Annotated in this window: 24 protein-coding genes; 19 read left to right on the top strand and 5 right to left on the bottom strand. The window is 69.6% G+C overall.

Annotation, left to right across the window (positions count from 1 at the left end; genetic code table 11):
• Positions 1-2: 2 nt before the first annotated feature.
• The 3 genes from LRS14_RS01750 to ompA form a co-directional block, all read right to left on the bottom strand.
• Entirely contained in the window at positions 3-671 is a 669-nt protein-coding gene (locus LRS14_RS01750) for an HAD-IA family hydrolase (protein WP_257798357.1), read from the bottom strand.
• A complete protein-coding gene (gene ubiG / locus LRS14_RS01745) occupies positions 668-1,372 on the bottom strand; it encodes a bifunctional 2-polyprenyl-6-hydroxyphenol methylase/3-demethylubiquinol 3-O-methyltransferase UbiG (RefSeq protein ID WP_046113526.1) in 705 nt (234 codons plus the stop codon). Before ubiG ends, LRS14_RS01750 begins: the two co-directional genes overlap by 4 nt.
• A 93-nt stretch (positions 1,373-1,465) precedes the next feature.
• Positions 1,466-2,119: an outer membrane protein OmpA gene (ompA, locus tag LRS14_RS01740; RefSeq protein ID WP_046113525.1), complete on the bottom strand. Its 654-nt coding sequence runs from the start codon at positions 2,117-2,119 to the stop codon at positions 1,466-1,468.
• 266 nt (positions 2,120-2,385) lie between these two features.
• On the opposite strand from ompA, the gene gyrA reads away from it, so the two are divergent.
• The 16 genes from gyrA to LRS14_RS01660 all read left to right on the top strand — a co-directional run bounded on the left by gyrA (position 2,386) and on the right by LRS14_RS01660 (position 19,312).
• A complete protein-coding gene (gyrA, locus tag LRS14_RS01735; RefSeq protein WP_257798356.1) occupies positions 2,386-5,019 on the top strand; it encodes a DNA gyrase subunit A in 2,634 nt (877 codons plus the stop codon).
• On the top strand, positions 5,019-5,588 hold the full coding sequence (locus tag LRS14_RS01730; protein WP_257798355.1) for a DUF2059 domain-containing protein: 570 nt from the start codon (positions 5,019-5,021) through the stop codon (positions 5,586-5,588). The genes gyrA and LRS14_RS01730 overlap by 1 nt, the downstream gene beginning before the upstream one ends.
• Before the next feature lie 19 nt (positions 5,589-5,607).
• On the top strand, positions 5,608-6,714 hold the full coding sequence (gene pheA, locus LRS14_RS01725) for a prephenate dehydratase (RefSeq protein WP_046113522.1): 1,107 nt from the start codon (positions 5,608-5,610) through the stop codon (positions 6,712-6,714).
• A gap of 2 nt (positions 6,715-6,716) precedes the next feature.
• On the top strand, positions 6,717-7,619 hold the full coding sequence (locus LRS14_RS01720; protein ID WP_257798354.1) for a prephenate dehydrogenase/arogenate dehydrogenase family protein: 903 nt from the start codon (positions 6,717-6,719) through the stop codon (positions 7,617-7,619).
• A 45-nt stretch (positions 7,620-7,664) separates the two neighbouring features.
• Positions 7,665-9,680: a bifunctional 3-phosphoshikimate 1-carboxyvinyltransferase/cytidylate kinase gene (locus LRS14_RS01715; RefSeq protein ID WP_257798353.1), complete on the top strand. Its 2,016-nt coding sequence runs from the start codon at positions 7,665-7,667 to the stop codon at positions 9,678-9,680.
• A gap of 161 nt (positions 9,681-9,841) precedes the next feature.
• Positions 9,842-11,557: a 30S ribosomal protein S1 gene (rpsA, locus tag LRS14_RS01710; protein WP_198156945.1), complete on the top strand. Its 1,716-nt coding sequence runs from the start codon at positions 9,842-9,844 to the stop codon at positions 11,555-11,557.
• Positions 11,558-11,585: 28 nt separating this feature from the next.
• Positions 11,586-11,924, top strand: a complete 339-nt coding sequence (locus LRS14_RS01705; RefSeq protein WP_046113518.1) for an integration host factor subunit beta — start codon at positions 11,586-11,588, stop codon at positions 11,922-11,924.
• Positions 11,925-12,037: 113 nt separating this feature from the next.
• On the top strand, positions 12,038-12,358 hold the full coding sequence (locus LRS14_RS01700) for a lipopolysaccharide assembly LapA domain-containing protein (protein ID WP_046113517.1): 321 nt from the start codon (positions 12,038-12,040) through the stop codon (positions 12,356-12,358).
• Positions 12,348-13,502, top strand: a complete 1,155-nt coding sequence (gene lapB, locus LRS14_RS01695) for a lipopolysaccharide assembly protein LapB (RefSeq protein WP_257798351.1) — start codon at positions 12,348-12,350, stop codon at positions 13,500-13,502. Before LRS14_RS01700 ends, lapB begins: the two co-directional genes overlap by 11 nt.
• Positions 13,503-13,515: 13 nt before the next feature.
• Positions 13,516-14,085 carry a D-sedoheptulose 7-phosphate isomerase gene (gene gmhA, locus LRS14_RS01690; RefSeq protein ID WP_257798350.1) on the top strand — a complete coding sequence of 190 codons (570 nt, stop codon included), beginning with the start codon at positions 13,516-13,518 and terminating at the stop codon, positions 14,083-14,085.
• A gap of 59 nt (positions 14,086-14,144) precedes the next feature.
• Complete coding sequence (gene rfaE1, locus LRS14_RS01685) at positions 14,145-15,047, top strand: D-glycero-beta-D-manno-heptose-7-phosphate kinase (protein WP_404977568.1); 903 nt, start codon at positions 14,145-14,147, stop codon at positions 15,045-15,047.
• A complete protein-coding gene (locus LRS14_RS01680) occupies positions 15,044-15,535 on the top strand; it encodes an adenylyltransferase/cytidyltransferase family protein (RefSeq protein ID WP_046113513.1) in 492 nt (163 codons plus the stop codon). The genes rfaE1 and LRS14_RS01680 overlap by 4 nt, the downstream gene beginning before the upstream one ends.
• Positions 15,532-16,104, top strand: a complete 573-nt coding sequence (gene gmhB / locus LRS14_RS01675; protein WP_257798348.1) for a D-glycero-beta-D-manno-heptose 1,7-bisphosphate 7-phosphatase — start codon at positions 15,532-15,534, stop codon at positions 16,102-16,104. The genes LRS14_RS01680 and gmhB overlap by 4 nt, the downstream gene beginning before the upstream one ends.
• Positions 16,101-17,165, top strand: a complete 1,065-nt coding sequence (locus LRS14_RS01670) for a glycosyltransferase family 9 protein (protein WP_257798347.1) — start codon at positions 16,101-16,103, stop codon at positions 17,163-17,165. The genes gmhB and LRS14_RS01670 overlap by 4 nt, the downstream gene beginning before the upstream one ends.
• Positions 17,162-18,277 (top strand): glycosyltransferase, encoded by a 1,116-nt coding sequence (locus LRS14_RS01665; RefSeq protein ID WP_257798346.1) that lies wholly within the window; start codon positions 17,162-17,164, stop codon positions 18,275-18,277. The genes LRS14_RS01670 and LRS14_RS01665 overlap by 4 nt, the downstream gene beginning before the upstream one ends.
• A gap of 6 nt (positions 18,278-18,283) precedes the next feature.
• A complete protein-coding gene (locus LRS14_RS01660) occupies positions 18,284-19,312 on the top strand; it encodes an alpha-2,8-polysialyltransferase family protein (protein WP_257798345.1) in 1,029 nt (342 codons plus the stop codon).
• Here LRS14_RS01660 and LRS14_RS01655 read toward each other — a convergent pair whose 3' ends face one another.
• Positions 19,313-20,335 (bottom strand): glycosyltransferase, encoded by a 1,023-nt coding sequence (locus LRS14_RS01655; protein WP_257798344.1) that lies wholly within the window; start codon positions 20,333-20,335, stop codon positions 19,313-19,315.
• A 189-nt stretch (positions 20,336-20,524) separates the two neighbouring features.
• Between LRS14_RS01655 and LRS14_RS01650 the strand changes: the two genes are divergently transcribed.
• Positions 20,525-20,848 (top strand): helix-hairpin-helix domain-containing protein, encoded by a 324-nt coding sequence (locus LRS14_RS01650; RefSeq protein WP_046113508.1) that lies wholly within the window; start codon positions 20,525-20,527, stop codon positions 20,846-20,848.
• A 583-nt stretch (positions 20,849-21,431) separates the two neighbouring features.
• Here the strand turns inward: LRS14_RS01650 and dnaE are convergent.
• Positions 21,432-24,944, bottom strand: a complete 3,513-nt coding sequence (gene dnaE, locus LRS14_RS01645; protein ID WP_257798343.1) for a DNA polymerase III subunit alpha — start codon at positions 24,942-24,944, stop codon at positions 21,432-21,434.
• A gap of 30 nt (positions 24,945-24,974) precedes the next feature.
• On the opposite strand from dnaE, the gene LRS14_RS01640 reads away from it, so the two are divergent.
• Both LRS14_RS01640 and LRS14_RS01635 read left to right on the top strand, forming a co-directional pair.
• A complete protein-coding gene (locus LRS14_RS01640; protein ID WP_257798342.1) occupies positions 24,975-25,751 on the top strand; it encodes a sulfurtransferase in 777 nt (258 codons plus the stop codon).
• The gene (locus tag LRS14_RS01635; RefSeq protein WP_257798341.1) at positions 25,748-26,767 is read left to right on the top strand and encodes an alpha/beta fold hydrolase; all 1,020 of its coding nucleotides are present in this window, start codon (positions 25,748-25,750) and stop codon (positions 26,765-26,767) included. Before LRS14_RS01640 ends, LRS14_RS01635 begins: the two co-directional genes overlap by 4 nt.
• Positions 26,768-26,771 lie beyond the last annotated feature (4 nt).

Below are 26,771 nucleotides of genomic sequence, written 5' to 3'. Positions count from 1 at the left end.
GTTTAAGCCAGGTCCAGCCATTTCAAGAGCTCGCCGGGCATATCGATCAAGCCATCCGCACCCCAGCTGCCGATCGCGTCGCCCTGGCCGAGGTATCCCCAGGCCGCGGCCAACGTGGCCATGCCGGCGGCGCGGCCGGCCTGCACGTCGCGCAGGTCGTCGCCGACGTAAACACATGCGGACGGATCGGCGCCGATGCGCCGCGCCGCCTCCAGCAAGGGCGCGGGATGCGGCTTGGCATGCGGCGTAGTGTCGCCGCACACCACCGCGCCCGCACGCACGTCCAGGCCCAGGCCCTGCACCACAGGCAGCGTGAAGCGCTCGGCCTTGTTGGTGACGATGCCCCAGCGCAGGCCCGCCACATCCAGGGCGTCCAGCACCGGCACCATCTGCTCGAACACCCGGGTGTGCTGCAGCAGGTTGCGCTCGTACAGCGCCAGGAACTCGTCGCGCAGCGCGTCGAAGCCCTCGTCGCCCGGTTGGAGGCCGAAGGCGGCGCCGATCATGCCGCGCGCACCGGTGCCCACCATGGGCCGCAGGCGTGCATAGGGCACCGGCGCGAGGCCCTTGCGTTCCCGCAGGCTGTTGACGGCACCGGCCAGGTCGGGCGCGCTGTCGATCAGCGTGCCGTCCAGGTCGAACAGCACCGTGTGGATGGCGCGGACGCTCATGCCAGCGGCTTCCGGCACGCCACCAGGTAGTTCACGCTGGTGTCGGCCGACAGCCAGTAGCGGCGCGTCAGCGGGTTGTATTCCATGCCCTTGGTCTCGCCCAGCAGCAGCCCCGACTCGCGACACCAGCGCGCCAGCTCGCTGGGGCGGATGAACTTGGCATATTCATGCGTGCCCTTGGGCAGCAACTGCAGCACATGCTCGGCGCCCACGATGGCAAACAGGAAGGCCTTGGCATTGCGGTTGATGGTGGAGAAGAAGACCGAGCCGCCCGGCTTCACCAAGGTGGCGCAGGCACGCACCACCGACGACGGATCGGGCACATGTTCCAGCATCTCCATGCAGGTCACCACGTCGAAGCTGGCGGGCTGCTCCGCCGCCAACGCCTCGGCGGCCACCTGGCGGTACTCCACGCCGTCGACGCCTGACTCCATCGCATGCAGCTGGGCCACCTTCAGCGGCTTGTCCGCCAGGTCGATGCCGAGCACCTTGGCGCCGCGCTGGGCCATCGACTCCGCCAGGATGCCGCCGCCGCAGCCGACGTCCAGCACCCTCTTGCCGGCCACCGGAACGGACTGTTCGATCCAACCCAGCCGCAGTGGATTGATCTGGTGCAGCGGCCTGAATTCGCTCTCGGGATCCCACCAGCGATGGGCCAGCTCGCTGAATTTGGCCAGTTCTTGAGGATCGGCATTCATCATGATTTACATCCTACCGCGACCCAACTGGAGATACTTGCCGCACAAATGACAAACCCCGCCGGAGCGGGGTTTGTTTAAGAACCGGAGAACCGATTACTTATTGCGCGTGCCAACCACTTCGATTTCCACGCGGCGATTCTTCGCGCGGCCATCGGCGGTCTTGTTATCGGCGACGGGCTGCTTTTCGCCCTTGCCTTCGGTGTAGACGCGGTTCTTCTCGACGCCCTTGGAGACCAGGTAGGTCTTCACGGCTTCGGCGCGACGCACCGACAGACGCTGGTTGTAGGCATCGCTGCCGACGGAGTCGGTGTGACCCACGGCGATGATGACTTCCAGGTTGATGCCGCCGGTCTTGCTGACCAGGTCGTCCAGCTTGGCGCGGGCTTCCGGCTTCAGGACCGACTTGTCAAAGTCGAAGAAGGCGTCGGCGGCGTAGGTGACCTTTTCGCTGACCGGAGCCGGGCGGACCGGTGCCGGGGCGGGAGCCGGAGCGGGTGCCGGGGCAGCCTGCGGAGCCGGAGCCGGAGCCGGAGCGGCCGGCTTCAGCGCGCCGTCGCAGCTGGGATCCGCCGTGGCGGGGGTCCAGTTGGCATCGCGCCAGCACAGTTCGTTGGTGCCGTTCTTCCAGACGGTACCGTCGGCATTGCGCCAATTGTCGTTCGTCTGCGCTTGGGCGAAGGCCGTCGACAGCGGAGCGGCGAGCGCGACCGATGCGAACAGCACCGCCACGGTGTTCAGTTTCTTCATTGATTCTCCTCTCAAGGAAAGCCGCAGTTGTGCTGCGTAACGTCCAAATTCGGAAGCGTATAACTTGGCAAGCGCCTTGTTTGTCAAGCGCCACCACCGACGCGAAGGATTGTGCCATACGGCGCTCGGCTGGCCCCATTTTGGCAACTGCCCGGCCGGGAGGTAACGCCTGTGTTGCTTTCGAGCGACAAAGCACTGCCGCTTAGAATCCCGCGTCTCATCCCACAGGTCACGGCGCACCCGCGCCGCCCGCGTTTGCCGCCCCCATGACCCAGTTCGCCAAGGAAACCCTGCCCATCAGCCTCGAAGAGGAGATGCGGCGTTCTTACCTCGACTATGCGATGAGCGTGATCGTCGGGCGCGCCCTGCCCGACGCACGCGACGGCCTGAAGCCGGTGCACCGGCGCGTGCTGTTCGCGATGCACGAGCTGAACAACGACTGGAACCGGCCCTACAAGAAATCGGCCCGTATCGTCGGCGACGTGATCGGTAAGTACCACCCGCACGGCGACCAGTCGGTCTACGACACCATCGTGCGGATGGCGCAGGACTTTTCCATGCGCCACATGCTGGTGGACGGCCAGGGCAACTTCGGCTCGATCGACGGCGACAACGCCGCGGCGATGCGTTACACCGAAATCCGGCTGTCGAAGATCGCCCATGAACTGCTGGCCGACATCGACAAGGAAACCGTCGATTTCGGACCCAACTACGACGGCTCGGAGAAGGAGCCGCTGGTGCTGCCCACGCGGCTGCCGAACCTGCTGGTCAACGGCTCGGGCGGCATCGCGGTGGGCATGGCCACCAACATCCCGCCGCACAACCTGAACGAGGTGGTGGACGCCTGCCTGCACCTGCTGCGCAGCCCGGATGCCACGATCGACGAACTGATGTCGATCATCCCGGCGCCCGACTTCCCCACCGCCGGCATCATCTACGGCTTGACGGGTGTGCGCGAGGGCTACCGCACCGGCCGCGGCAAGGTGGTGATGCGCGCCAAGTGCCACTTCGAGGACATCGACCGCGGCCAGCGCCAGTCGATCATCGTCGACGAGATTCCGTACCAGGTGAACAAGAAGACCCTGCTCGAGCGCATCGCCGAGCTGGTCCACGACAAGAAGATCGATGGCATCAGCCACATCCAGGACGAGAGCGACAAGTCCGGCATGCGGGTGGTGATCGAGCTCAAGCGCGGCGAAGTGCCCGAGGTGGTGCTGAACAATCTGTACAAGCAGACGCAGCTGCAGGACAGCTTCGGCATGAACATGGTGGCGCTGGTGGACGGCCAGCCGCGCCTGCTCAACCTGAAGCAGCTGATCGAGTACTTCCTGGAGCACCGCCGCGAAGTGGTGACGCGCCGCACGGTGTTCGCGCTGCGCAAGGCACGCGAGCGCGGCCACGTGCTGGAAGGCCTGGCCGTGGCGCTGGCCAACATCGACGAGTTCATCGAGACGATCAAGAACTCGCCAACGCCGCCGGTGGCCAAGGCGGCGCTGATGAGCAAGAGCTGGGACTCGTCGCTGGTGCGCGAGATGCTGGCCCGCGCCGAGAGTGACACCCCCGGCGGCCGCGCCGCCTATCGCCCCGAGGGCCTGCCCGCCGACTACGGCATGCAGGACGACGGCCTGTACCGCCTGTCCGACGACCAGGCCCAAGAAATCCTGCAGATGCGCCTGCAGCGCCTGACCGGGCTGGAGCAGGACAAGATCGTCGGCGAGTACAAGGACGTGATGGCGCAGATCGCCGACCTGCTGGACATCCTGTCCAAGCCGGAGCGCGTGACCTTCCTCATCAGCGAGGAACTCACCGCGCTGAAGCAGGAGTTCGGCCAGACCAAGGTAGGCACCCGCCGCAGCGTGATCGAGCACAACGCGCAGGAGCTGGGCACCGAGGACCTGATCACGCCCACCGACATGGTGGTGACGCTCAGCCACAGCGGCTACATCAAGAGCCAGCCGCTCGGCGAATACCGCGCGCAGCGACGCGGCGGCCGCGGCAAGCAGGCCACCACCACGAAGGAAGACGACTGGGTCGACCAGCTCTTCATCGCCAACACGCACGACTGGATCCTGTGCTTCAGCGACCGCGGTCGCGTGTACTGGCTGAAGGTATGGGAGGTGCCGCAAGGCGGTCGCGCCAGCCGCGGCAAGCCGATCGTCAACATGTTCCCGCTTCAGCCTGGCGAGAAGATCACCGTGGTGCTGCCGCTGACCGGCGAGTTCCGCACCTTCCCGGCCGACAACTACATCTTCATGGCCACCGCGCTGGGCACGGTGAAGAAGACGGCGCTGGACGAATTCAGCAACCCGCGCAAGGCCGGCATCATCGCGGTCGACCTCGACGAAGGCGACCATTTGATCGGCGCCGCGCTGACCGACGGCAAGCACGACGTGATGCTGTTCTCCGACGCCGGCAAGGCCGTGCGATTCGACGAGGACGACGTGCGCCCGATGGGCCGCCAGGCCCGCGGCGTGCGCGGCATGGCGCTGGAGCCGGGGCAAAACCTGATCGCCATGCTGGTGGCCGAGGACGAACTGCAGAGCGTGCTGACCGCCACCGAGAACGGTTTTGGCAAGCGCACCTCGATCGTCGAGTACACCCGGCACGGCCGGGGAACCAAGGGCATGATCGCCATCCAACAGAGCGAGCGCAACGGCAAGGTGGTCGCAGCCACCCTCGTGCGCCCCGAGGACGAGATCATGCTGATCACTGACAAGGGTGTGCTGGTGCGCACCCGGGTCTCCGAGATTCGTGAGCTCGGCCGCGCCACGCAAGGCGTCACGCTGATCGCGCTGGACGACGGCACCAAGCTGTCGGGCCTGCAACGCATCGTCGAGAACGACGCCAACATCGAAACCCCGGGCGAAGGCGATGCCGCCGCCCCTGAGGAGAACACCTGATGAAGAAGACCCTGCTGATGGCGGCCCTGGTGGTCGCCGCGGTCGGCGCGCACGCGCAGACCAAGAAACAGCTGGTGGACAAGATCCTCGCGGCCCAGCAACCCGCCATCGAGAACATCGCCAAGAGCATCGCCGAGCGCCCCGCGCTGCAGATGATGCAGGCCGCGGGTAACGCCCTGCAGCAGCTGCCGGCCGACAAGCGCGAAGCCACCGGCAAGCAGATCGAGGCCGACGTGCGCAAGTTCGTCGACGAGGCGGTGCCGGTGCTGCGCGACCGCGCGATGAAGCTGGCGCCCAGCACCCTGGGCGCGCAGATGGAAGAGAAGTTCACCGAGGAGGAGCTGAAGGCGCTGCTGGCCTGGCTGGAGTCGCCGGTGAACAAGAAGTACCAGCAGGTGGCGCCGGAGATCCAGAACGCCTTCGCGCAGAAGCTCATCGTGGAAGCGGCACCCGCGCTGGACCCCAAGCTGCAGGCGCTGCAGTCCAAGGTGCGCAGCACGCTGGGCATCAGCGCGCCCGCCACCGAGGCTTCCCGGCCCGCCGCCGGCAAGGCCAGCGGCGCCAAGTAAACCTTCCATCCCGCTCGACATGGCCGAACCCTCCTCTTCCACGCCGCCGGAGCTGCTGGCGCTGCGCCACCAGATCGACACGCTGGACCGCGACCTGCTGGCGCTGCTGAACCGCCGCGCCGCGCTGGCGCTGGCGGTGGGCGAGATCAAGAAGAAGGAAGGCTCGGTGGTCTTTCGCCCCGAGCGTGAGGCGCAGGTGATCGACGGCCTCAAGCGCATCAACGCCGGCCCGCTGCGCTCGGACAGCGTGGCCCCGATCTGGCGCGAGATCATGTCGGCCTGCCGCTCGCTGGAAACGCCGATGCGCGTGGCCTACCTCGGCCCGGCCGGCACCTTCAGCGAGGAAGCGGCGCTGGGTTACTTCGGCGCTTCCATCGTGCGGGTGCCGTGTGCCAATGCCGACGAGGTGTTCCATGTCACCACCTCGGGCGCGGCCGATTTCGGCGTGGTGCCGGTGGAGAACTCGAACGAGGGCGTGGTCACGCGCTCGCTGGACCTGTTCCTCACCACGCCGCTGTTCATCATCGGCGAGACCAGCCTGATGGTGCGGCAGAACCTGCTGCGCAGCGTCGATTCGCTGGAAGGCATCGAGGCGGTGTGTGCCCACCCGCAGGCGCTGGCGCAGTGCCACGGCTGGCTCAGCAACCACCTGCCGCATGTGGAACGCCGGCCGGTGGCCAGCAATGCCGAGGGCGCGCGCCTGGCCGGCACCGACCCGAAGCTGGCCGGCATCGCCAGCGAGCGCGCCGCCAGCGAATACGGCCTGCATGTGGTGGGCCGCGCCATCCAGGACGATCCCCACAACCGCACCCGCTTCGCGGTGGTCACCCACCCCGACCGCCATCCGCAGCCCAGCCGCTCGGGGCACGACTGCACCAGCCTGGTGGTGTCGGTGGTCAACCGGCCCGGCGCCGTGCACGACATGCTGGTGCCGCTGAAGCGCCACGGCGTGTCGATGACCCGCTTCGAGTCGCGCCCGGCCCGCTCGGGCCAGTGGGAGTACTACTTCTACGTCGACCTGCAAGGCCATCCGGAGGATCCGCCGGTGGCCGCGGCCATGCGTGAGCTGCGCGAGGTATGCGACTTCTTCAAGGTGCTGGGCACCTACCCGCTCGACAGCCACTGACCATGTTCCAGCAACTCGGCCTGATCGGCTGCGGCCTCATGGGCGGCTCGTTCGCGCTGGCATTGAAGCGCGCCGGGCTGGTGAAGCATGTGGTGGGCTACAGCAAGTCGCCCTCCACCACCGAGCGGGCCCGCCGGGCCGGCGCCATCGACGTGGCCGCCGAGTCGGCACTGCTGGCGGTGGCCGGCGCCGACATCGTGCTGCTGGCCGTGCCCGTGTCGGCCACGGAAGCCACCTTCAAGGCCATCCGCCACCTCGTCGAGCCGGGCGTGCTCTTCATGGACGTGGGCTCCACCAAGCGCGACGTTGTGGATGCCGCGCGCCGCGCACTGAAGGAGCGCATCGGCGGCTTCGTGCCGGCGCATCCCATCGCCGGCAAGGAAAAGGCCGGCATCGCCCATGCCGACGCCGACCTCTACGTCGGCCGCCAGGTCATCCTCACGCCGCTGCCGCAGACCGACGCGGCCCTGGTGCAGAAGGCCACCGACGTCTGGGCCGCCATCGGGGCGCAGGTGCTGCGCATGTCGCCCGAGAACCATGACGCCGCCTTCGCCGCCGTCAGCCACCTGCCGCACCTGCTGGCCTTCGCGTACTTCAGCGCAGTGGCCAAGCAGCCGGGCGGCGACGATTTCCTGTCGCTGGCCGGGCCGGGCTTCCGGGATTTCACCCGCATCGCCGCCAGCGATCCGACGATCTGGCGCGATATCCTGCTGGCCAACCGGGAAGAGACGCTGAAGCAGTCGATGCGCTTCCGCCATGCGCTGGATGCGCTGGAGCATGTGATCCGCTCCGGCAATGCCGAGGCGCTGGAAGACCTGATCCGCAGCGCCTCCGAAGGCCGCGCCGCCTGGCAGATGAACAGCCCGCGCCCCGCCGCCCCGGTGGCCCTGCCGCCGGCGCGCTGAGCGCTCCCCTCCTCCACGCCCTACCGCCTCCAAGCCGCCGCGTTCGTGTTCGCCATCCCCTTCCTCGACCTGCCCCCGCTCGCCAAGGCGTCCGGATCCATCCGTCTGCCTGGCTCCAAGAGCATCTCCAACCGCGTGCTGTTGCTGGCCGGCCTGGCCGAAGGCAGCACGCTGGTGCACGATCTGCTGGATTCCGACGACACGCGGGTGATGATCGACGCGCTGCGCACCCTGGGCTGCGGCATCGAGCAGGAAGGCGCCACCCTGCGCGTGACCGGCATCGGCGGCCAGCTGCCAGTGCACCAGGCTGCGCTGTTTCTGGGCAATGCCGGCACCGCCATGCGTCCGCTGGCCGCCGCGCTGGCGGTGCTGGCCGCCACGCAGGGCGGGCAGTTCGAGCTGAGCGGCGTCGCCCGCATGCATGAGCGGCCCATCGGCGACCTGGTGGATGCGCTGCGGCAACTCGGCTGCGACATCCGCTACCTGGGCACCGACGGCTACCCGCCGCTGCTGCTGGCCGGCACCGCCAAGGGCACCCTGCGCACCGCCACCGCGGTGCGGGTGCGCGGCGACGTCTCGAGCCAGTTCCTCACCGCGCTGCTGCTGGCGCTGCCGCTGGCCAGCGGCGCCACCGATTCCACGCCGGGCCGCGACATCGTCATCGAGGTCGACGGCGAGCTGATCTCCAAGCCCTATGTCGAGATCACGCTGAACCTGCTGGCGCGCTTCGGCATCCAGGTGCAGCGTGACGGCTGGCAGCGTTTCACCCTCCCCGCCGGCAGCCGCTACCGCTCGCCGGGCGCGGTGCATGTGGAAGGCGATGCGTCGTCTGCCTCGTATTTCGTCGCGCTGGGTGCCATCGCCGCAGTGGACGCGCCGGTGTGCATCGATGGCGTGGGCAGTGCCTCCATCCAGGGTGACGTGCGCTTCGTTGAAGCCGCGCAGGCCATGGGCGCCGACGTGCGCATGGAGGCCAACCGCATCGAGGTGCGGCGCGGCGCCTGGCCGCTGCGCGCCATCACGCTGGACTGCAACCACATCCCCGACGCCGCGATGACGCTGGCGGTCATGGCGCTGTATGCCGACGGCCCGACGCGGCTGACCAACATCGCCAGCTGGCGCGTGAAGGAGACCGACCGCATTGCCGCGATGGCCAACGAACTGCGCAAGGTGGGCGCCGAGGTGGTCGAAGGCGACGACTTCCTGGAGGTGCGGCCGCCAGTGCTGTGGCGTCCCGCGGCCATCCACACCTACGACGACCATCGGATGGCGATGTGCCTGTCGCTGGCGGCCTTCAACGGCCTGCCGATGCGCATCCTCGATCCGAAGTGCGTCGGCAAGACATTCCCCGACTACTTCGAGGCGCTGTTCGAGCTGGCCCATGCCCCGCGCGAGCAGGTGCCGGTGATCACCATCGACGGACCCACCGCCTCCGGCAAGGGCACGCTGGCCAGCACGCTGGCGGCGTCGCTGGGCTACCACTTCCTCGATTCGGGCTCGCTGTACCGCGTGGCGGCGCTGGCCTCGCTGCGCCAGGGCGTGGCCGACAGCGACGGCCCGGGCATCGCCGCGGTGATCGCCCGGCTGAACCTGCGCTTCGACGGCCCGCGGCTGTTCCTCGATGGCGAGGAAGTGAGCGACGAGCTTCGCCGGGAGGACGTGGGCAGCCGGGCGTCGAAGATCTCCGCGCTGGGCGACGTGCGCTCGGCGCTGTATGCGCTGCAGGTGTCCTTCCGCCGGGCGCCGGGCCTGGTGGCCGACGGCCGCGACATGGGCACGGTGATCTTTCCCGATGCGTTGCTGAAGGTGTTTCTCACCGCCAGCGCCGCCACACGGGCCGAGCGGCGGCATAAGCAGTTGATTTCCAAGGGTTTATCGTCTAATATCGACGACCTTCGCGCAGACTTGGAAGCACGCGACGCCCGGGACCGTACCCGTGCCATCGCACCGCTGCAGCCCGCCGAAGATGCGCTGCTGCTCGACAACTCAGCCCAGACCGTGGATGAATCCGTGGCCCAGGTGCTGGATTGGTGGGAACGGCGCCGGCCTTTCGGCGCATAACCGGCAGGCTTTTCGGGTGCCGCCACCCACCCCAGCAGCGCACAGGCTGCGCCGGGTGGCGGTTTGTTCAACGTAACCGCAACCTCCGTTGCACTCTCTGCCGGCCCCCTTGCAGATCGCTTTCGATCTCTCCCCTCCTCGGCCGGCTCCCAGGAAACTCCATGTCTGAAATGCAATCTGCCACCACCGGCGGCGAATCCTTTGCCGCCATGTTCGAGGAAAGCCTCCAGAAGCGCGACATGCGCGCCGGCGAGGTGATCTCCGCGGAAGTCGTCCGCATCGAGCACAGCTTCGTGGTGGTCAACGCAGGCCTCAAGAGCGAGTCCTACGTTCCCATCGAAGAATTCAAGAACGACCAGGGCGAGGTCGAGGTCGAAGTCGGCGACTTCGTGTCCGTCGCGATCGACTCCCTCGAAAACGGCTACGGCGACACCATCCTGTCGCGCGACAAGGCCAAGCGCCTGGCCTCGTGGCTGTCGCTCGAGAACTCGCTGGAATCCGGCGACTTCGTGACCGGCACCGTGAACGGCAAGGTCAAGGGCGGCCTGACCGTGCTGGTCAACGGCATCCGCGCCTTCCTGCCCGGCTCGCTGCTCGACACGCGTCCGGTCAAGGACATGAGCCCGTTCGAGGGCAAGACCATGGAGTTCAAGGTCATCAAGCTCGACCGCAAGCGCAATAACGTCGTGTTGTCGCGCCGCGCCGTGGTCGAAGCCTCGATGGGCGAGGAACGCGCCAAGCTGATGGAAACGCTGCGCGAAGGCGCCATCGTCAACGGCGTGGTCAAGAACATCACCGAATACGGTGCGTTCGTGGACCTGGGCGGCATCGACGGCCTGCTGCACATCACCGACATGGCCTGGCGCCGTGTGCGTCACCCGAGCGAAGTGGTGACGGTGGGCCAAGAGCTCCAGGCCAAGGTCCTGAAGTTCGACGCCGAGAAGAACCGCGTCTCGCTGGGCATCAAGCAGCTGGGCGACGACCCGTGGATGGGCGTGGCCCGCCGCTACCCGACGGGCACCCGCCTGTTCGGCAAGGTGACCAACATCGCCGACTACGGTGCGTTCGTCGAGATCGAGCCGGGCATCGAAGGCCTGGTGCACGTCTCGGAAATGGACTGGACCAACAAGAACGTCAGCCCGAGCAAGCTGGTGTCGCTGGGCGACGAAGTCGAAGTCATGGTCCTCGAGATCGACGAAGACAAGCGCCGCATCAGCCTGGGCATGAAGCAGTGCAAGGCCAACCCGTGGGAAGAGTTCTCTTCCAACGTGAAGCGTGGCGACCGCGTCAAGGGCCCGGTCAAGTCGATCACCGACTTCGGCGTGTTCGTGGGCCTGGCCCAGGGCATCGACGGCCTGGTGCACCTGTCCGACCTGTCCTGGCACGAGCCGGGCGAAGCGGCCGTGCGCAACTTCAAGAAGGGCCAGGAAGTCGAAGCCATCGTGCTGGCCGTGGACGTCGAGCGCGAGCGCATCTCGCTGGGCATCAAGCAGCTGGACGGTGACCCGTTCGCCACCTTCACCACGCTGAACGACCGGGGCGCCCTGGTCACCGGCAAGGTGAAGACGGTGGACGCCCGCGGCGCCGAGATCCAGCTGACCGACGACGTGACCGGCTACCTGCGTGCTTCCGAGATCAGCCGCGACCGTGTGGAAGACGCGCGCAACGTGCTGAAGGAAGGCGACGAAGTCAACGCCATGATCATCAACATCGACCGCAAGCTGCGTTCGATCCAGCTGTCGATCAAGGCCAAGGACTCTGCCGACCAGCAGGAAGCCATGCAGCGCCTGTCGCAGACCAGCGAGCGTGAATCGGCCGGCACCACCAGCCTGGGCGCCCTGCTGCGCGCCAAGCTGGACAACCAGAACAACGGTTGATGCCTGACGGCCGCCTGGTTTTTCGCGCATGACCCGGTCCGACCTCGTTGCCGCGCTGGCCGAACGCTTCGGCCAGCTGACGCAACGCGACACCGAGTTCGCGGTGAAGACCATGCTCGATGCGATGTCCGATGCGCTGGCGCGCGGTCACCGCATCGAGATCCGCGGCTTTGGCAGCTTCTCGATCAACCGCCGGCCGCCCCGCGTGGGCCGCAACCCGCGCAGCGGCGAGCAGGTGGTGATCCCCGAGAAGCTGGTGCCGCACTTCAAGCCGGGCAAGGCGCTGCGCGAAGCGGTGGACGCCAACGTGCCGCTGGCCTCGACGGCGGCGGACGCGCCCGACGACGAGCCGGCGCTCACGCGCTGAACGCGGCTCGCGCAAGCACACCACACGGCCTTCGGGCCGTGTTTTTCTTTGTGCAACACACGGCCGTGCACCCCGCCGGCGCCCCTGGAACGCGTGGCTAGAATCCGCCGGCCATGCGCTTTCTCGTCTGGCTCATCCGAGCCTTTGTCTTCTTCGCCCTCTTCGCCTTTGCGCTGAACAACCAGCAGGAGGCCGCGGTGCGTTGGTTCTTCGGTGTGGAATGGCGCGCACCGATGGTCATCATCGTGCTGATCGCCTTTGCCGCCGGCTGTGCCATTGGCGTGCTGGCGATGGTGCCCAGCTGGTGGCGCCACCGCCGCGTGGCCCGCCGCGTGAGCCCCGAGCCTCTGGCACCCGCGCCGGCCGCCGTGCCGGCCAGCGTGCCCCCGCCTTCCGACTTCCTGCCCGAGCATCCCCCGCGCGATGGACTTTGACCTGCAGTGGTTGCTGCTCGGCCTGCCGGTGATGTTTGCACTGGGCTGGGCGGCCTCGCGCTTCGACCTGCGCCAATGGAAGCGTGAGCAGCAGGAGTCGCCCAAGGCCTACTTCAAGGGCCTGAACCTGCTGCTGAACGAGCAGCACGACAAGGCCATCGATGCTTTCATCGAAGCGGTGCAGAACGACCCCGACACCTCGGAGCTGCACTTCGCGCTGGGCAACCTGTTCCGCCGCCGCGGCGAGTTCGAGCGCGCGGTGCGGGTGCACCAGCACCTGCTGAACCGTGGCGACCTGCCGCAGGCCGACCGCGAGCGCGCCCAGTACGCGCTGGCCCAGGACTTCATGAAGGCCGGGCTGTTCGACCGCGCCGAGGAGGCCTATCGCGCACTCGAAGGCACGCCCTTTGACACCGAGGCCCGGCTGGCCCTGCTGTCGCTGCATGAGCGCTCGCGCGACTGGCGTGCGGCGGCCGACGTCGCCGCCAAGCTGGAAAAAGGCGGGACCGGCTCCTTCGCCTCGCGCATCGCGCACTACTGGTGCGAGCTGGCCATCGAGGCCGACGAACGCAGCCAGCCCGAGGAAGCCGAAGCCTGCCTGCAGCGTGCCATGACCGCCTCGCCCACGGCCGCGCGGCCCTATGTGCTGGCCGGCCAGCGCCTGGCGCGCCTGGGCCGCCATGCCGAGGCGGTGCAGGTATGGAACGACCTGCGCGCGCGGCATCCGGCCACCTTCAGCCTGATCGCCCGCGACTGGGCCCGCAGCGCCCTGGCCAGCGGCCAGGCCGACACCGCGCGCACGGTGCTGCTGGGCCTGTACGAGCGGCATCCCGGCATCGAGCTGCTGCAGGCACTGGCGTTGCTGGATCCCCCGGGGCATGAGGCCGATGCCGTGCAGCGCATGGCGCAGCACCTGGGCCAGCATCCGTCGATTGCCGCGGCCACCGCGCTGATGCAGCTGCCGCCCGCGCCCTGGGGCGACGCCGCGCGCGCCGGGCTGCGGCAGGCGGTGGAGCAGGCGGCCAAGCCCATGCACCGCTACCGCTGCGCCGCTTGTGGTTTCGAGGCGCAGCACTATTTTTGGCAATGCCCGGCCTGCCTGAGCTGGGACAGCTTCCCGCCGCAGCGGCTGGACGACCAGTGAGCACCGACGCCTGATGTCTTCCCTCTTTCTCGACAACGTCGAACAGCATCTCGACGTGATGCGCCGCCTGCCCGCGCTGGAAGCCGACGTGGAGCGCGTGGGCGCGCTGCTGGCGGCCGTGCTGCAGGCCGGCAACAAGCTGCTGGTGTGCGGCAATGGTGGCTCGGCGGCCGATGCGCAGCACCTGGCCTCGGAGCTCACCGGCCGCTTCATCAAGGACCGCCGGCCGCTGGCGGCGATCGCGCTGTCCACCGACAGCTCGGCGCTCACCTGCATCGGCAACGACTATGGATTCGACGACGTCTTCGCCCGCCAGGTGCAGGCGCTGGCGCGGCCGGGCGACTGCTTCATCGGCATCAGCACCTCCGGCCGCTCGCCCAACGTGCTGAAGGCCGCCGCCGCCGCGCGCGAGGCCGGCGCCAAGGTGGTGGGCCTGCTCGGCCGCGACGGCGGGCCGCTGCTGGCCGAGAGCGACCTCGCCATCGTGGCGCCCAGCGACGTGACGGCGCGCATCCAGGAAGTGCACATCCTGGTGATCCACACGCTGTGCGGGCTGATCGAAGACAAGCTGGGGATCGCGTGAGTTTTCCGATTCCGCTCAAGAAAAGCGTCTCGCGCGATGCGCTGGCCCGCCGCCGCGTGATGGTGGTGGGCGACGTGATGCTGGACCGCTACTGGTTCGGCGACGTGGAGCGCATCTCGCCCGAGGCGCCGGTGCCGGTGGTGCGCATCCGCCGCGAGGAAGAGCGCCTGGGCGGTGCGGCCAACGTCGCCTACAACGTGCAGATGCTGGGCGTGCCGGCCACGCTGCTGACGGTGGTGGGCACCGACGACGCGGCCCAGCGGCTGCAGAAGCTGCTGGACGAACGCCGCGTGGCCCATGTGCTGGGCCACGACGCCACGCTGCAGACCATCGTCAAGCTCAGGGTGATCGGCCGCTCGCAGCAGCTGCTGCGTATCGACTTCGAAAGCCAGCCCAGCCACGAGGTGCTGTCGCAGCTGCTGGGCGCGGTGGAGCGCGAGGTGCAGCGCCATGATGCGGTGCTGTTCAGCGACTACGCCAAGGGCGGCCTGGCCCACATCCCGCGCATGATCGAGATCGCCCGCGCGGCCGGCCGGCCGGTGCTGGTTGATCCCAAGGGCACCGACTTCGACCGCTACGCCGGCGCCACCGTCATCACGCCCAACCGCTCGGAGCTGGCGCAGGTGATCGGCCGCTGGAGCGACGAGGCCATGCTGACCGAACGCGTCCAGGCGCTGCGCGAGCGGCTGAAGCTGCAAGCGGTGCTGCTCACCCGTTCGGAAGAAGGCATGACGCTCTTCGATGCCCAGGGCGCGCTGCATGTGCCGGCGCTGGCGCGCGAGGTGTTTGACGTGACGGGTGCGGGGGACACGGTGATCGCCACGCTGGCCGCCCTGGTGGCCGACGGCATGACGCTGCGCGAGGCCGTGCCGCATGCCAACCGCGCCGGCAGCATCGTGGTGGGCAAGTTCGGCACCGCCGGTGTCACCTTCGACGAGCTGTTTGCCCGCACCACCGCATGAACCCGTCACCCGACAGCAAGCTCTGCCTGCCCGACGAGCTGCCCGCGCGCCTGGCCACGCTGCCGCGGCCCTGGGTGTTCACCAACGGCGTGTTCGACCTGCTGCACCGCGGCCATGTGCAGTACCTGCACCAGGCATCGCAGCTGGGTGCGTCGCTGATCGTGGCGCTGAACACCGACCGTTCGGCCCGCGGCCTGGGCAAGGGCCCGGAGCGGCCGATCAACACCGAGCTGGACCGCGCGCTGGTCATCGCCGGGCTGGGCTCGGTGGCGCTGGTCACCTTCTTCGACGAGCCCACGCCGGTGGCGCTGCTGGCCCGCGTGCGGCCCGACGTCTACGTCAAGGGCGGCGACTACGACATGGACACGTTGGCCGAAACCGCGCTGGTGCGCGGCTGGGGCGGTCGCTCGCTGGCCATCCCTTTCGTGGATGGCTACAGCACCACCCGCCTGGTCAAGCGCATGGCCGCAGGCGGCGGCGCGGCATGAAGCGCGCCGCCTTCCTCGACCGCGACGGCGTGATCAACGTCGAGCACGGCTATGTGCACACCTGGGAAGACTTCGAGTTCGTGCCCGGCAGCGTGGACGCGATGCGCCGGCTGCACGAGGCGGGTTATGCGCTGGTGGTGATCACCAACCAGTCGGGCCTGGCGCGCGGGATGTACACCGAGGCGCAGTACCAGCAGCTCACCGCCACGCTGCGCGAGCACCTGCTTGGACAAGGCGTGCCGCTGGCCGCGGTGTACCACTGCCCGCACCATCCCAAGGGCACGGTGCCGGCACTGGCCGTCGATTGCGACTGCCGCAAGCCGGCGCCGGGCATGCTGCTGCAAGCGGCTCGCGCGCTGGACCTGTCGCTGGCCGATTCGGTGCTGGTGGGCGACAAGGGCTCCGACGCCGAAGCCGGCCGCGCCGCCGGTGTCGGCCGGGTGATGCTGGTGCGCTCGGGCCACGCGCTGACGCCGGCCGACCTGGCGCTGGCCGACAGCGTGCATGCCGACCTCGCCGCGGCCACCGCCGACCTGCTGGCGGACGCCACCGCCGCCCGCGCGCCGTGAGCGAACGGGCAGCCAACACAGCGGCGCAGCGCATCCTCATCGTGCGGTTGTCGGCGCTGGGCGACGTGATGATGGCCTCGGGCCTGATCCCGGCGCTGCGCTCGCAGCACCCCGATGCGCACATCGCCTGGCTGACCGAATCACCCGCCGCGCCGCTGCTGCGCCAGCATCCGCTGCTCGACGAGGTGATCGTCTGGCCGCGCCAGCAGTGGCAGCAGCTGTGGCGCGACAGGCAGTACGGCGCGCTGTGGCGCGAGCTGCGCAGCTTCCGCCGCGCCTTGCGCGAACGGCGCTTCACCGTGGCCCTGGATGCGCAGGGCCTGCTCAAGAGCGGGCTGTGGGCCTGGATGAGCGGCGCACCGCGGCGGGTGGGCCTGCTGGCGCGCGAAGGCGCGCAGTGGCTGGCGACCGAGCGGCTCGATCCGCCCAAGGCCGGCGATCCGCGCATCGGCGCCGAATACCGCGCGCTGGCCCGCCACATGGGTGCGCCGGACGAGGCCTTCCGGCTCGACCTGCGATTCACCGAAGCCACCCACCGGCGTGCGCTGGATGCGCTGGCCGCGCGCAAGGTGCTGCCGCCCTTCGCCGTGCTGTGCCCCTTCACCACGCGGCCGCAGAAGCACTGGTTCGAGGACCGCTGGTCCGCGCTGGCCGAGCGGCTGGCGATGCATGGCATCACGCCGGTGCTGCTGGGCGGCCCGGCCGACCGGCCCGCGGCCGCGCGCATCGCGTCGGCGGCGCCGTCGGCGATCGACCTGGCCGGCCAGCTCAAGCTGGACGAGAGCGTGGCGCTCATCTCGCATGCCGCGCTGCTCATCGGCGTGGACACCGGCCTCACGCATGCCGGCAGCGCCTTCCGCATCCCGACGATCGCGCTGTTCGGCTCCACGCGGCCCTACCGCGACGCCGATGCGCCGCGCACCGCCATCCTCTACGAGCCGCTGCCCTGCTCGCCCTGCAAGCGCAAACCCACCTGCGGCGGCCGCTTCGACTGCATGCGCGCGCACACCGTCGACCACGTGTTCTCCACTGCGCAGCACCTGCTCGCCCAGCCCGCATGAAAGTCCTGCACGTCGAATCCGGCCGCCACCTCTACGGCGGCGCGCTGCAGGCGGTGCTGCTGATGCAGGGCCTGCAGCAGCGCGGCTACGAGAACCACCTCGCCTGCCGCATCGGCGCGGCCATCGGGCCGGCCGCGGCGCAGCACGGCGCGACGGTGCACGAGACGGTGATGAAGGGCGACGTGGACGTTTTCACCTGGTGGCGGCTGCGCCGGCTGATCCGCCAGGTGCGGCCCGACATCGTTCATCTGCATGCCCGTTTCGGCACCGACGTGTGGGGCGCGCTGGCTGCCCGCAGCGAGGGCGTGCCGGTGGTTCACAGCCGGCGCGTGGACAACCGCGAGCGTCCCTTCGTCGTGCGCCACAAGTACCCGCTGTACGACAAGGTGGTGGCCATCTCGCACGGCATCCGCAAGGTGCTGCTGAGCGAAGGCGTGCCGCCCGAGCAGGTGGTGTGCGTGCATTCGGCGGTGGACACCGAGCGCTACCGGCCGAACGAGCCGCGCGACGCGGACCGCGCCTGGTTCGATGCCCAGTTCGGCCTGCAGCCCGGCGACCTGGCGGTGGCGCTGATCGCGCAGTTCATCCCGCGCAAGGGCCACCGGGTGCTGGTGGATGCCATGCCGGCGGTGCTGGCCGCGCAGCCGCGCACCAAGGTCGTCTTCCTGGGCCAGGGGCCGCAGGTCGAGCCGATGAAGCAGCTGGTGGCCGAGCGCGGTTTGCAGGCCAGCGTGCTGTTCGGCGGCTTCCGCGACGACCTGCACCGGGTGATGCCCAGCCTGGACCTGGTGGTGCATCCCGCGGCCACCGAAGGCCTGGGCGTGTCGCTGCTGCAGGCCGCTTCCTGCGGCGTGCCGATCGTGGCCACGCGCGCCGGCGGCATCCCCGAGATCGTGCAGCCCGGCCTCAACGGCGAGCTGGTGCAGCCGGGCGATGCGCCGGCGCTGGCCGCCGCGATGCTCAAGCTGCTGGCCGACGAGGCGCTGCGGCGGCACTACGGCCAGGCGGCCCGGCAATGGGTGCTGGACGGCTTTTCCACCCGCTCGATGGTGGAAGGCAACCTGGCCGTCTACCGCGAGGTGCTGGCCCGCCGCGGCCGGCGCCCGGCTTGAAGCGGCATGGGCACCGTCGCCGTCTATTTCGTCGCCTCGCCGCTGCAGTACCTGGCGGCGCGGCAGATCGCGCGCACGCATGAGGCGGGCCACCGCCAGGTGCTGGTGTGGTACCAGCCGGGCGTCGGCCCCATCGTGCGGCAGGAGGACTGGGACGCCGCCGTCTACCTGCCCTGGCCGCGGCTGAAGCCGCTGCCCGGCCCCTTCGGTCGCCACCGCCGGCTGCGCGAGAACATCCGCCTGGTAGCGGATGCGGTGGGCCGGGCCGACACGCTGCACCTGCACAGCGCGGTGTTCGACACCGAGGCGATCAACTACTTCCTGCATGCGCTGCCACGGGCCACCGGCGCGCGCCAGATGCGCGCGCGCATCCTGCCCGACGGCCTGATCAGCGTGCGGCGCTATCCGCTGTCGCGCGGCAAGCGGCTGCTGCAGCACCTGCGGCGGCTGCGCCGGCTGGCAGCGCCGGAGCTGCGCTTCACGCCGTTCGCGGGCGACCGCATCGGCTCCGACGCGCCCTTCTGCGACCGCATCTACGTGCTGCCCGGCATGCCGCATGAATACCCGGCTGCCAAGGTGGTGACGCTGGCGCCCATCGCCGGCCCGGTATCGCCGATCGCCAAGGCCGGCCTGCGCCGCCGCGCGCTGGTGATCGGCCAGCCGCTGGTGGGCGCGGGCCTGCTGGCCGAGGCCGACCTGCCGGTGCTGTCGGCCGCGGTGCGACAGTGGCTGCGGGACCGCGGCATCGAGGAAGTGCTCTACAAGGGCCATCCCAAGGACCCCAACCGCGAGCTGTCGGCCCCGGGCGACGAGGTGCTGGTGCTGGACGAGCCGCTGGAGCTGTGGATGTCGCGCCAGCATTTCAGCGCCGTGGTGGGCGTGCGCTCCACCGCCCTGCTGTTCGCGCGCCAGGTCTACGGCGCCGACACCGAGGTGGTGGCCATCGGCTGGGACAAGGTGCGCTTCAAGTCCGACCAGGAACGGCGCGACATGCAGCGCACCTTCGAGCAGGTCGGCGTGAAGGTGCTGGGCTGATCAGCGGCTGACGAAGCGCAGCCACTGCGCCGCGAACAGGTCGACATCGCTCAACGGCCGCAGCCGCTGCGCCAGGCCCTCGCTCAGGCGCGCGCGTTCGGCGGGCTGCAGCGCATGGCGCAGCTGCTGCAGCCACTCGGCCTGCGTCGTGGCGAACAGCACGCCGGGCACTTGCAGCCGCAGCACGTCGCCCAGCGGCGTGGCCACCGTCGGCACGTCGAAGAAGCCGGCCTCGATGGTCTTGAGCGCCGACTTGCCGCGGGTGAACGGCGTGTCCTCCAGCGGCGCGATGTTCAGCCAGCTGGCGGCCACGGCCGCCGGATAGTCGCCGAACGACAGCTTGGCCACGCGCTGCAGGCGCGGGTGCTGCAGCGGCGTGTCCAGCCGGCCCACCACGCGCACTTCCAGGTCGGGCATCTCGTCGAGCAGCTGCTGCAGCGCCGGCGCCACCAGTGCGAAGTCGCGGTCGTGGGTGCTGGTGCCGCTGAAGTAGGTCAGCACGCGGCGGCTGGCCCGCGGCAGCTGCAGCGCGCGCCAGCTGCGGTGCACCGCGTTCGGCACCACCGTGCAGGGCATGTCGGGCAGCAGCGGCCGCAAGCGGCGCTGCAGCTCGTCGGTGGAGACGGTCACACGGTCGAACAGGGCCAGGGCCGCCAGCGCCCTGGCGAACTTGCCCTCCGTCTTGCGCAGGCTGGCGCTGCCGGCCAGCACCGAAGGCCGGTAGGCGGCCGCCGCGGGGTCGAAGTTCAGGTCGTCGGTATCGGCCACCACGCGGCAGCCGCGGCGGCGCAGCATCGCCAGCGCCAGCCGCAGGCGCCAGGACCGCGAGGGCCGCAGGAACACCGCCACGTCGGGTCGGCCGGGGCGCAGCAGCAATTCGTTCAGGTGCAGCAGCCGCACCTCGTGGCCCATCGCACGCAGGGCCAGGCCCAGGTTCTCGCAGCGGTAGATGAAGGAGGCGTCCTGCCGGAAGAAGCGGCGGCGCGGATGGTCGGAGACGAAGCAGATCTGCAGGGGCGGCATGGCCGGCGCACTGTAGCTGCTGCCGGCCTGTCAAGCGGGCGATGGGCCGCCGGCGTGATGGATCTGGCGGCCGCGCGGACTCTTGCGGGTGCACCCTGCTGCGGGATTCACGGCAGCCTTGCGGCGCACGAACACGCAAGAGGGCCGGCAGTGCGTCGCGGCCCTCAACCCTTCGCAAAGGATCTGCCCATGTTCGCTCCCCTCAAGTCCCTGGCTGCCGCGCTGGCGGCTGCCGTGATGTGTGTCTCCGCCTGGGCGGCGGTCGACGTCAACAAGGCCGACCAGGCGCAGCTGGAAACGGTCAAGGGCATCGGGCCCGCCATGTCCTCGCGCGTGCTGGAGGCCCGCAAGACGGCGCCCTTCAAGGACTGGAACGACCTCATCGACCGGGTGCAGGGCATCGGCCCGGCCAAGGCCGGCAAGCTGTCGGCCGAAGGCCTGACGGTCAACGGCGCGGTATTCGCGCCGCCCGGGGCCACCGCGGCCGCCAAGCTGGTGACCGACAAGAAGTAGCTCGCACCGCCGGCGCGCCGGTGGCTTCAGTCGCGGCCATGGCCCTTGCCATGGCCGTTTCCTGTCGTTTCCATGACCGTGGCCCTTGCCGGGGCCCTTGTCATGGTGCTTGCCGGGGCCACGGTCGTCGTCGCGGCCGCCGGGCTGGCCGTGCGGCCCGTCGCGCCGGTCGACATGCTGGTGGTACCAGTCGTCCCGCACGAAGTACACCGGCACGCCGCAGGCGTTGTAGCGGCCGCAGTGCTTGGCCCAGTTCTTCTGGTGGCCCGGCGGCACCCACATGTACACCGGCGGCGGCCGGTAGCCGCGCTGCACCGGCTGCACCCACACCGGCTCCGCCAGCACCACCTGGGGCTGCGGGAAGCGGCCGATGTCGATGCGGCCATAGACACCCGGCTCGCTGATGGTGACGGACACGCCGACGTCGGCCGCACCCGCGGACGCCGCGGCCAGCAGGCCGGCAGCCGCCAGCGCCAGGCCGGCAGAGAGCTTGTTCATGGAGACTTCCTTCTTGAAGATGAGACAGCGCAGGGCACCCCGGCCTGCGGCCACTGCCGTGCCCGCGGCGGGGGCCGGCGCCTGATCAGGTGGTTTCCGCGTCGTACACCACGGTGGCGCCGCCGGGCACGCTGCGCAGCCAGCGCTCGAGCGCCGCGTCGCTGGGGAAGAACCTGCCTGCGTCGCCCAGGTCGACCACGCCCACCGCCTGCTCGCGCTGCAGCGCGAGCCGCACCGGCAGGCCCTGCAGCCGCTCGCCTTCCTCGGTGACGAGGCGGCGCGCCGGAAACTCCTGCACCAGCGCGGCCAGCGGCTGCAGCGCGTCCAGGCCCGCGCTGCCCAGCTTCACCTGCAGGTAACGGCCGAAGCGGCAGCGCGCGGTGGGCAGGTCCCAGACCTGCTGCACGTTCAGCCGCAGGCCGCCGCTGAAGCGGTCGGGCTGCACCCGGCCCTGGATCACCAGCAGTTCGTCGTCGCGCAGCAGTTCCTTGTTCGCGTCCAGCGTCTTCTCGTCGGCCACCGCCTCGATGAAGCCGCTCTTGTCGTCCAGCTTGAAGATGGCCACGCGGCCGCGGTTGCCGTTGACGATGCGCAGGTCGCCGACGATGCCGGCCACCACCTGCGGGTCGCGGCTGTCGCCCAGGTCGGCGATCTCGCGGCGCACGAACTGGCGCACCTCGGCCTCGCTCTGGTCGAACATGTGGCCCGAGAGGTAGAAGCCGATGGCCGTCTTCTCCAGCGTCAGACGCTCCTTCACGCTCCAGGGCTCGGCGGCCACCAGCGGCGGCTCCTGCGTGCTGCTGCCGTGGGAGTCGTCGAAGTCGAACAGGCCGCCCTGGTCGGCATGCGCGGCCTGGGTGTCGGCCCAGTCGAGTGCCAGGCTCACGCTGGCCAGAGCGCTGGCGCGGTCGGCATGCAGCTTGTCGAAGGCGCCGGCCTTGATCAGCGCTTCCACCACGCGCTTGTTGATGCGCTGGCGGTCCACCCGGGCGCAGAAGTCGAACAGGCTGCGGAACGGCCCACCCTGCGCGCGTGCGGCCACGATGGCCTCGATCGCGCCCTGGCCGGTGCCCTTGATCGCACCCAGGCCGTAGCGCACGGTCTTGTCGTCGATCGGCTCGAAACGATAGGTGCCGCTGTTGACGTCGGGCGGCTCGAAGCGGATGTCGAAGTTGGTCTGCGCGTCGTTGAGCAACACCTTCAGCTTGTCGGTGTCGTCGGTCTCGATGCACATGTTGGCCGCGAAGAACTCGGCCGTGAAATGCACCTTCAGCCAGGCCGTGTGGTAGGCCAGCAGCGCATAGGCGGCGGCATGGCTCTTGTTGAAGCCATAGCCCGCGAACTTCTCCATCAGGTCGAAGACCTCGTCGGCCGTCTTGCCGTCGATGCCCTTGGCCGCCGCGCCCTCGCGGAAGATCTCGCGGTGCTTGGCCATCTCCTCGGGCTTCTTCTTGCCCATGGCCCGGCGCAGCAGGTCGGCGCCGCCGAGCGAGTAGCCGCCCAGCACCTGGGCCGACTGCATCACCTGCTCCTGGTAGATCATCACGCCGTACGTCTCGGCGAGCACGCCTTCCAGCAGCTTGTGCGGGTACACCACCTCCTCGCGGCCGTGCTTGCGGGCGCAGAAGCTGGGAATCAGGTCCATCGGACCCGGCCGGTACAGCGCCACCAGCGCGATGATGTCCTCGAACACGCTGGGCCGCGCGTCGCGCAGCATGCGCTGCATGCCGGGCGATTCGAACTGGAACACCGACTCGGTCAGGCCGTCGGAAAACAGCTTGTAGGCGCGCGCATCGTCCAGCGGAATCGTCTCGTACGCGAAGTCCTTCTTCGCCGGATGCCGGCGCACGATGAACTCCTTGGCCGTCTCCAGGATGGTGAGCGTGGCTAGGCCCAGGAAGTCGAACTTCACCAGGCCGATGGATTCGACGTCGTCCTTGTCGTACTGGCTGACGGCCGAATCGCTGCCCGGCTGCTGGTACAGCGGGCAGAAGTCGGTGATCTTGCCTGGGGCGATCAGCACGCCGCCGGCATGCATGCCGATGTTGCGCACCATGCCTTCCACGCGGGCGGCCAGGTCGAGCAGCGCGGCCACTTCTTCCTCGGCGGCTTCGCGCTGTTCCAGCTCGGGTGCTTCCTTGCGGGCGTAGATCACGCCGCCGTCGGGGTTCTCGGGCACCTTGGCCAGCGTCACCGTCTTGCCCGGCGGCGCCGGGATCAGCTTGGCGATGGAATCGACGTGGCCGTAGCCCATGCCCAGCACCCGGCCCACGTCGCGCAGCGCGGCCTTGGCGGCCATGGTGCCGAAGGTGGCGATCTGGCTCACCGCGTCCAGCCCGTACTTCTGCTTGACGTAGTCGATCACCCGGTCGCGGTTGCCCTGGCAGAAGTCGATGTCGAAGTCGGGCATCGAGACCCGTTCCGGGTTCAGGAAGCGCTCGAACAGCAGGTTGTAGCGCAGCGGGTCGAGGTCGGTGATCGACAGCGCATAGGCCACCAGCGAGCCGGCGCCCGAGCCGCGGCCCGGGCCCACCGGGCAGCCGTTGTTCTTGGCCCAGGTGATGAAGTCCGACACGATCAGGAAGTAGCCCGGGAAGCCCATCTTCAGGATCACGTCGATCTCGAAGTCCAGCCGCTCCACGTAGCGCGGCCGCTCGGCCTGGCGCCTGGCTTCGTCGGGGTAGAGCTGGCGCAGCCGGTGCTCCAGGCCTTCCAGCGACGCCGCGCGGAAGTGCTGCTCGATCGGGATGCCGCCGGGCGTCGGGAAGTCGGGCAGCCGCGGCTTGCCCAGCACCAGGCTCAGGTTGCAGCGCTGGGCGATGCGCACGGTGTTGGCCACCGCGCTGGGGATGTCGGCAAACAGCGCCTCCATCTCGGCCTGCGACTTGAAGTACTGCTCTCGGCTGAAGCGCTTGACGCGCCGCGGGTTGGCCAGCGTCTCGCCCTCGGCGATGCACACCCGGGCCTCGTGTGCCTCGAAGTCGTCCGGCGCGGCGAACTGCACCGGATGCGTGGCCACCACCGGCAGCTTCAGCCGCGCGGCCAGCGGCACGGCCACCCGCACATGCGGCTCGTGCAGCGGCAGGCCGGCGCGCTGCAGCTCGATGTAGAAACGGCCGGGGAAGGTGGCGGCCAGCCGCTCGGCGATGGCGGCGGCGCGGGCCTCGTCGCCCGCCAGCAGCGCCTGGCCGACGGCGCCGGCATCGCCGCCGGACAGCGCGACGAGCCCGCCGTTCAGCTCGGCCAGCCAGCTCCACTTCACCCAGGCCTGCGCCCGCTGGGTGTTGCCCGTCCAGGCGCGTGACAGCAGCTGGTTGATGTTCAGGTAGCCCTGCGAGTCCTGCGCGATCAGCAGCAGCCGGCTCGGCTGCTTCTCCCCGCCTTCGGGCTCCATCCACACGTCCACGCCGATCAGCGGCTTGACACCCGCCTTGCGGCAGGCCGAATAGAACTTGACCGTGCCGAACAGGTTGGACAGGTCGCTGATGCCCAGGGCCACCTGGCCGTCGGCGCGGGCGCCCTGGGCCGCCTCGTCGATGCGCAGGGTGCCGTCAACGACGGAGTATTCGGTGTGGATGCGGAGGTGGACAAAAGGCATCGCGGGATTGTAGGCAGCGCCCCTCCTAGAATGCCCGCCGTGCAGCCTTCCACACCTTCCGTCCTGAATGCCTCGGCCTACAAGTTCGTCACCCTCGACGACCTGCCTGCCCTGCGCAACCGCCTGCATGAAGCCGCCGCCTCCCTGGGCCTCAAGGGCACCGTGCTGCTGGCCGAGGAAGGCATCAACCTGTTCGTCGCCGGCCCCATCGACGGCCTGCGCGCCTGGCTGGCACAGCTGCGCGCCGACCCGCGCTTTGCCGACCTGGCGCACAAGGAAAGCTTCAGCGACAAGACGCCCTTCCGCCGGCTGCTGGTGAAGGTCAAGCGCGAGATCATCCGCATGAACCAGCCGGCCATCCGGCCGGAGGCGCGGCGTGCGCCCTCGGTGCCGGCCAAGACCCTGGCCCGCTGGCTGGACCGCGGTACCGACGACGAAGGCCGCCCGGTGGTGATGCTGGACACCCGCAATGCCTTCGAGGTGAAGGCCGGCGCCTTCGAGCACGCCATCGACTGGCAGCTGCGCCGCTTCAGCGACTTTCCGAAGGCCCTGGCCACGCATGCACCCGAGCTGGCCGGCAAGACGGTGGTGAGCTACTGCACCGGCGGCATCCGCTGCGAGAAGGCCGCGCTGGCGATGCAGGAAGCCGGCATCGAGCACGTCTACCAGCTTGAAGGCGGCATCCTCAAGTACTTCGAGGAGACCGACGGCGCGCCGCACTGGCGGGGCGGCTGCTTCGTGTTCGACGAGCGTGAGCTGCTCGACGCCACCCTGGCGCCCCAGGCGGCGCCCGACGCCACACCGTGAAGCGGGGCCCGGCCGATTCGCCATCGGCCGCCGGCAGCTGGGCGCTGCGACTGCTGGGCGGGCTGCTGATCTGCACGGCGCTGGCGGTGTCCCTGTCCCGCGCGCCCGACCGCGCGCCCGAATCCCTGGTCGCGCGCTGGGCGCCGCCGCCCTCGCAGTTCATCGAACTGGCCGGCCAGGTGGTGCACCTGCGCGACGAAGGCCATCCGCAGGATCCGCTGCCGGTGCTGATGCTGCACGACCTCGGCAACAGCCTGCACACCTGGTCCGCCTGGGCGCCGCGGCTGGCGCGCCAGCGGCGGGTCGTCAGCGTCGACCTGCCAGGCGCCGGCCTCACTGGCCCGCAGCCCGAGGCCGACTACCGCCTGTCCACCCAGGCGCGCTTCGTCCTGGCGCTGATGGACCGGCTGCAGCTGCGGCAGGTGCAGCTGGTCGGCCACGGGCGCGGTGGCGAGGTGGCACTGGAGCTGGCGGCTCAAGCACCCAGCCGTGTGGAACGGCTGCTGCTGCTCAATCCGGGCAGCGGTCCGATCCTGGCGCGGCGGACGCCGCCGCTGTTCCTGGTAGCGCGGCTGCCGGTGCTGTACTGGTTGGCGGAATCGCTGCTGCCCCGGGCGCTGGTGCAGGCGCACCTGACGGCCCTGGTGGCGCGGCCCGATCGGCTCAGCGCCGAGCAGGTCGACCGCCATTTCGAGCTGCTGCTGCGCGAGGGCAACCGCCGCGCGCTGCATGAGCAGCTGCTGCAGGTGCAGGCCGAGGCCCATGCCCAGGGCGCAGCCGCCGCGGGTGGCAACGGCAGTCCGGCGCAGAATGCGACCCGCCAACTGCCAACGCCGATGCCGGTGCAGGTGATGTGGGGCCAGCAGAACCGCTGGATGCCGGGCGATCGGGCCGCTCGGGTCACCGCGTCCATCCCGAACGCCGTGCTGGTGCGCCTGCCGGAAGCCGGCCACCTGCCGCAGGAAGAAGACTTGCCCAGTGCGCTGGATGCAGCGCGGGCCTTCCTGGGCGCTTGAAGCG

Origin of the sequence: Aquincola sp. J276, assembly GCF_024700035.1 — a bacterium.
In the GTDB taxonomy this organism is placed as follows: domain Bacteria; phylum Pseudomonadota; class Gammaproteobacteria; order Burkholderiales; family Burkholderiaceae_C; genus Aquincola; species Aquincola tertiaricarbonis.
The sequence above is the reverse complement of the archived record's forward strand: the minus strand, read 5'-3'. Positions and strand labels throughout refer to the sequence as shown.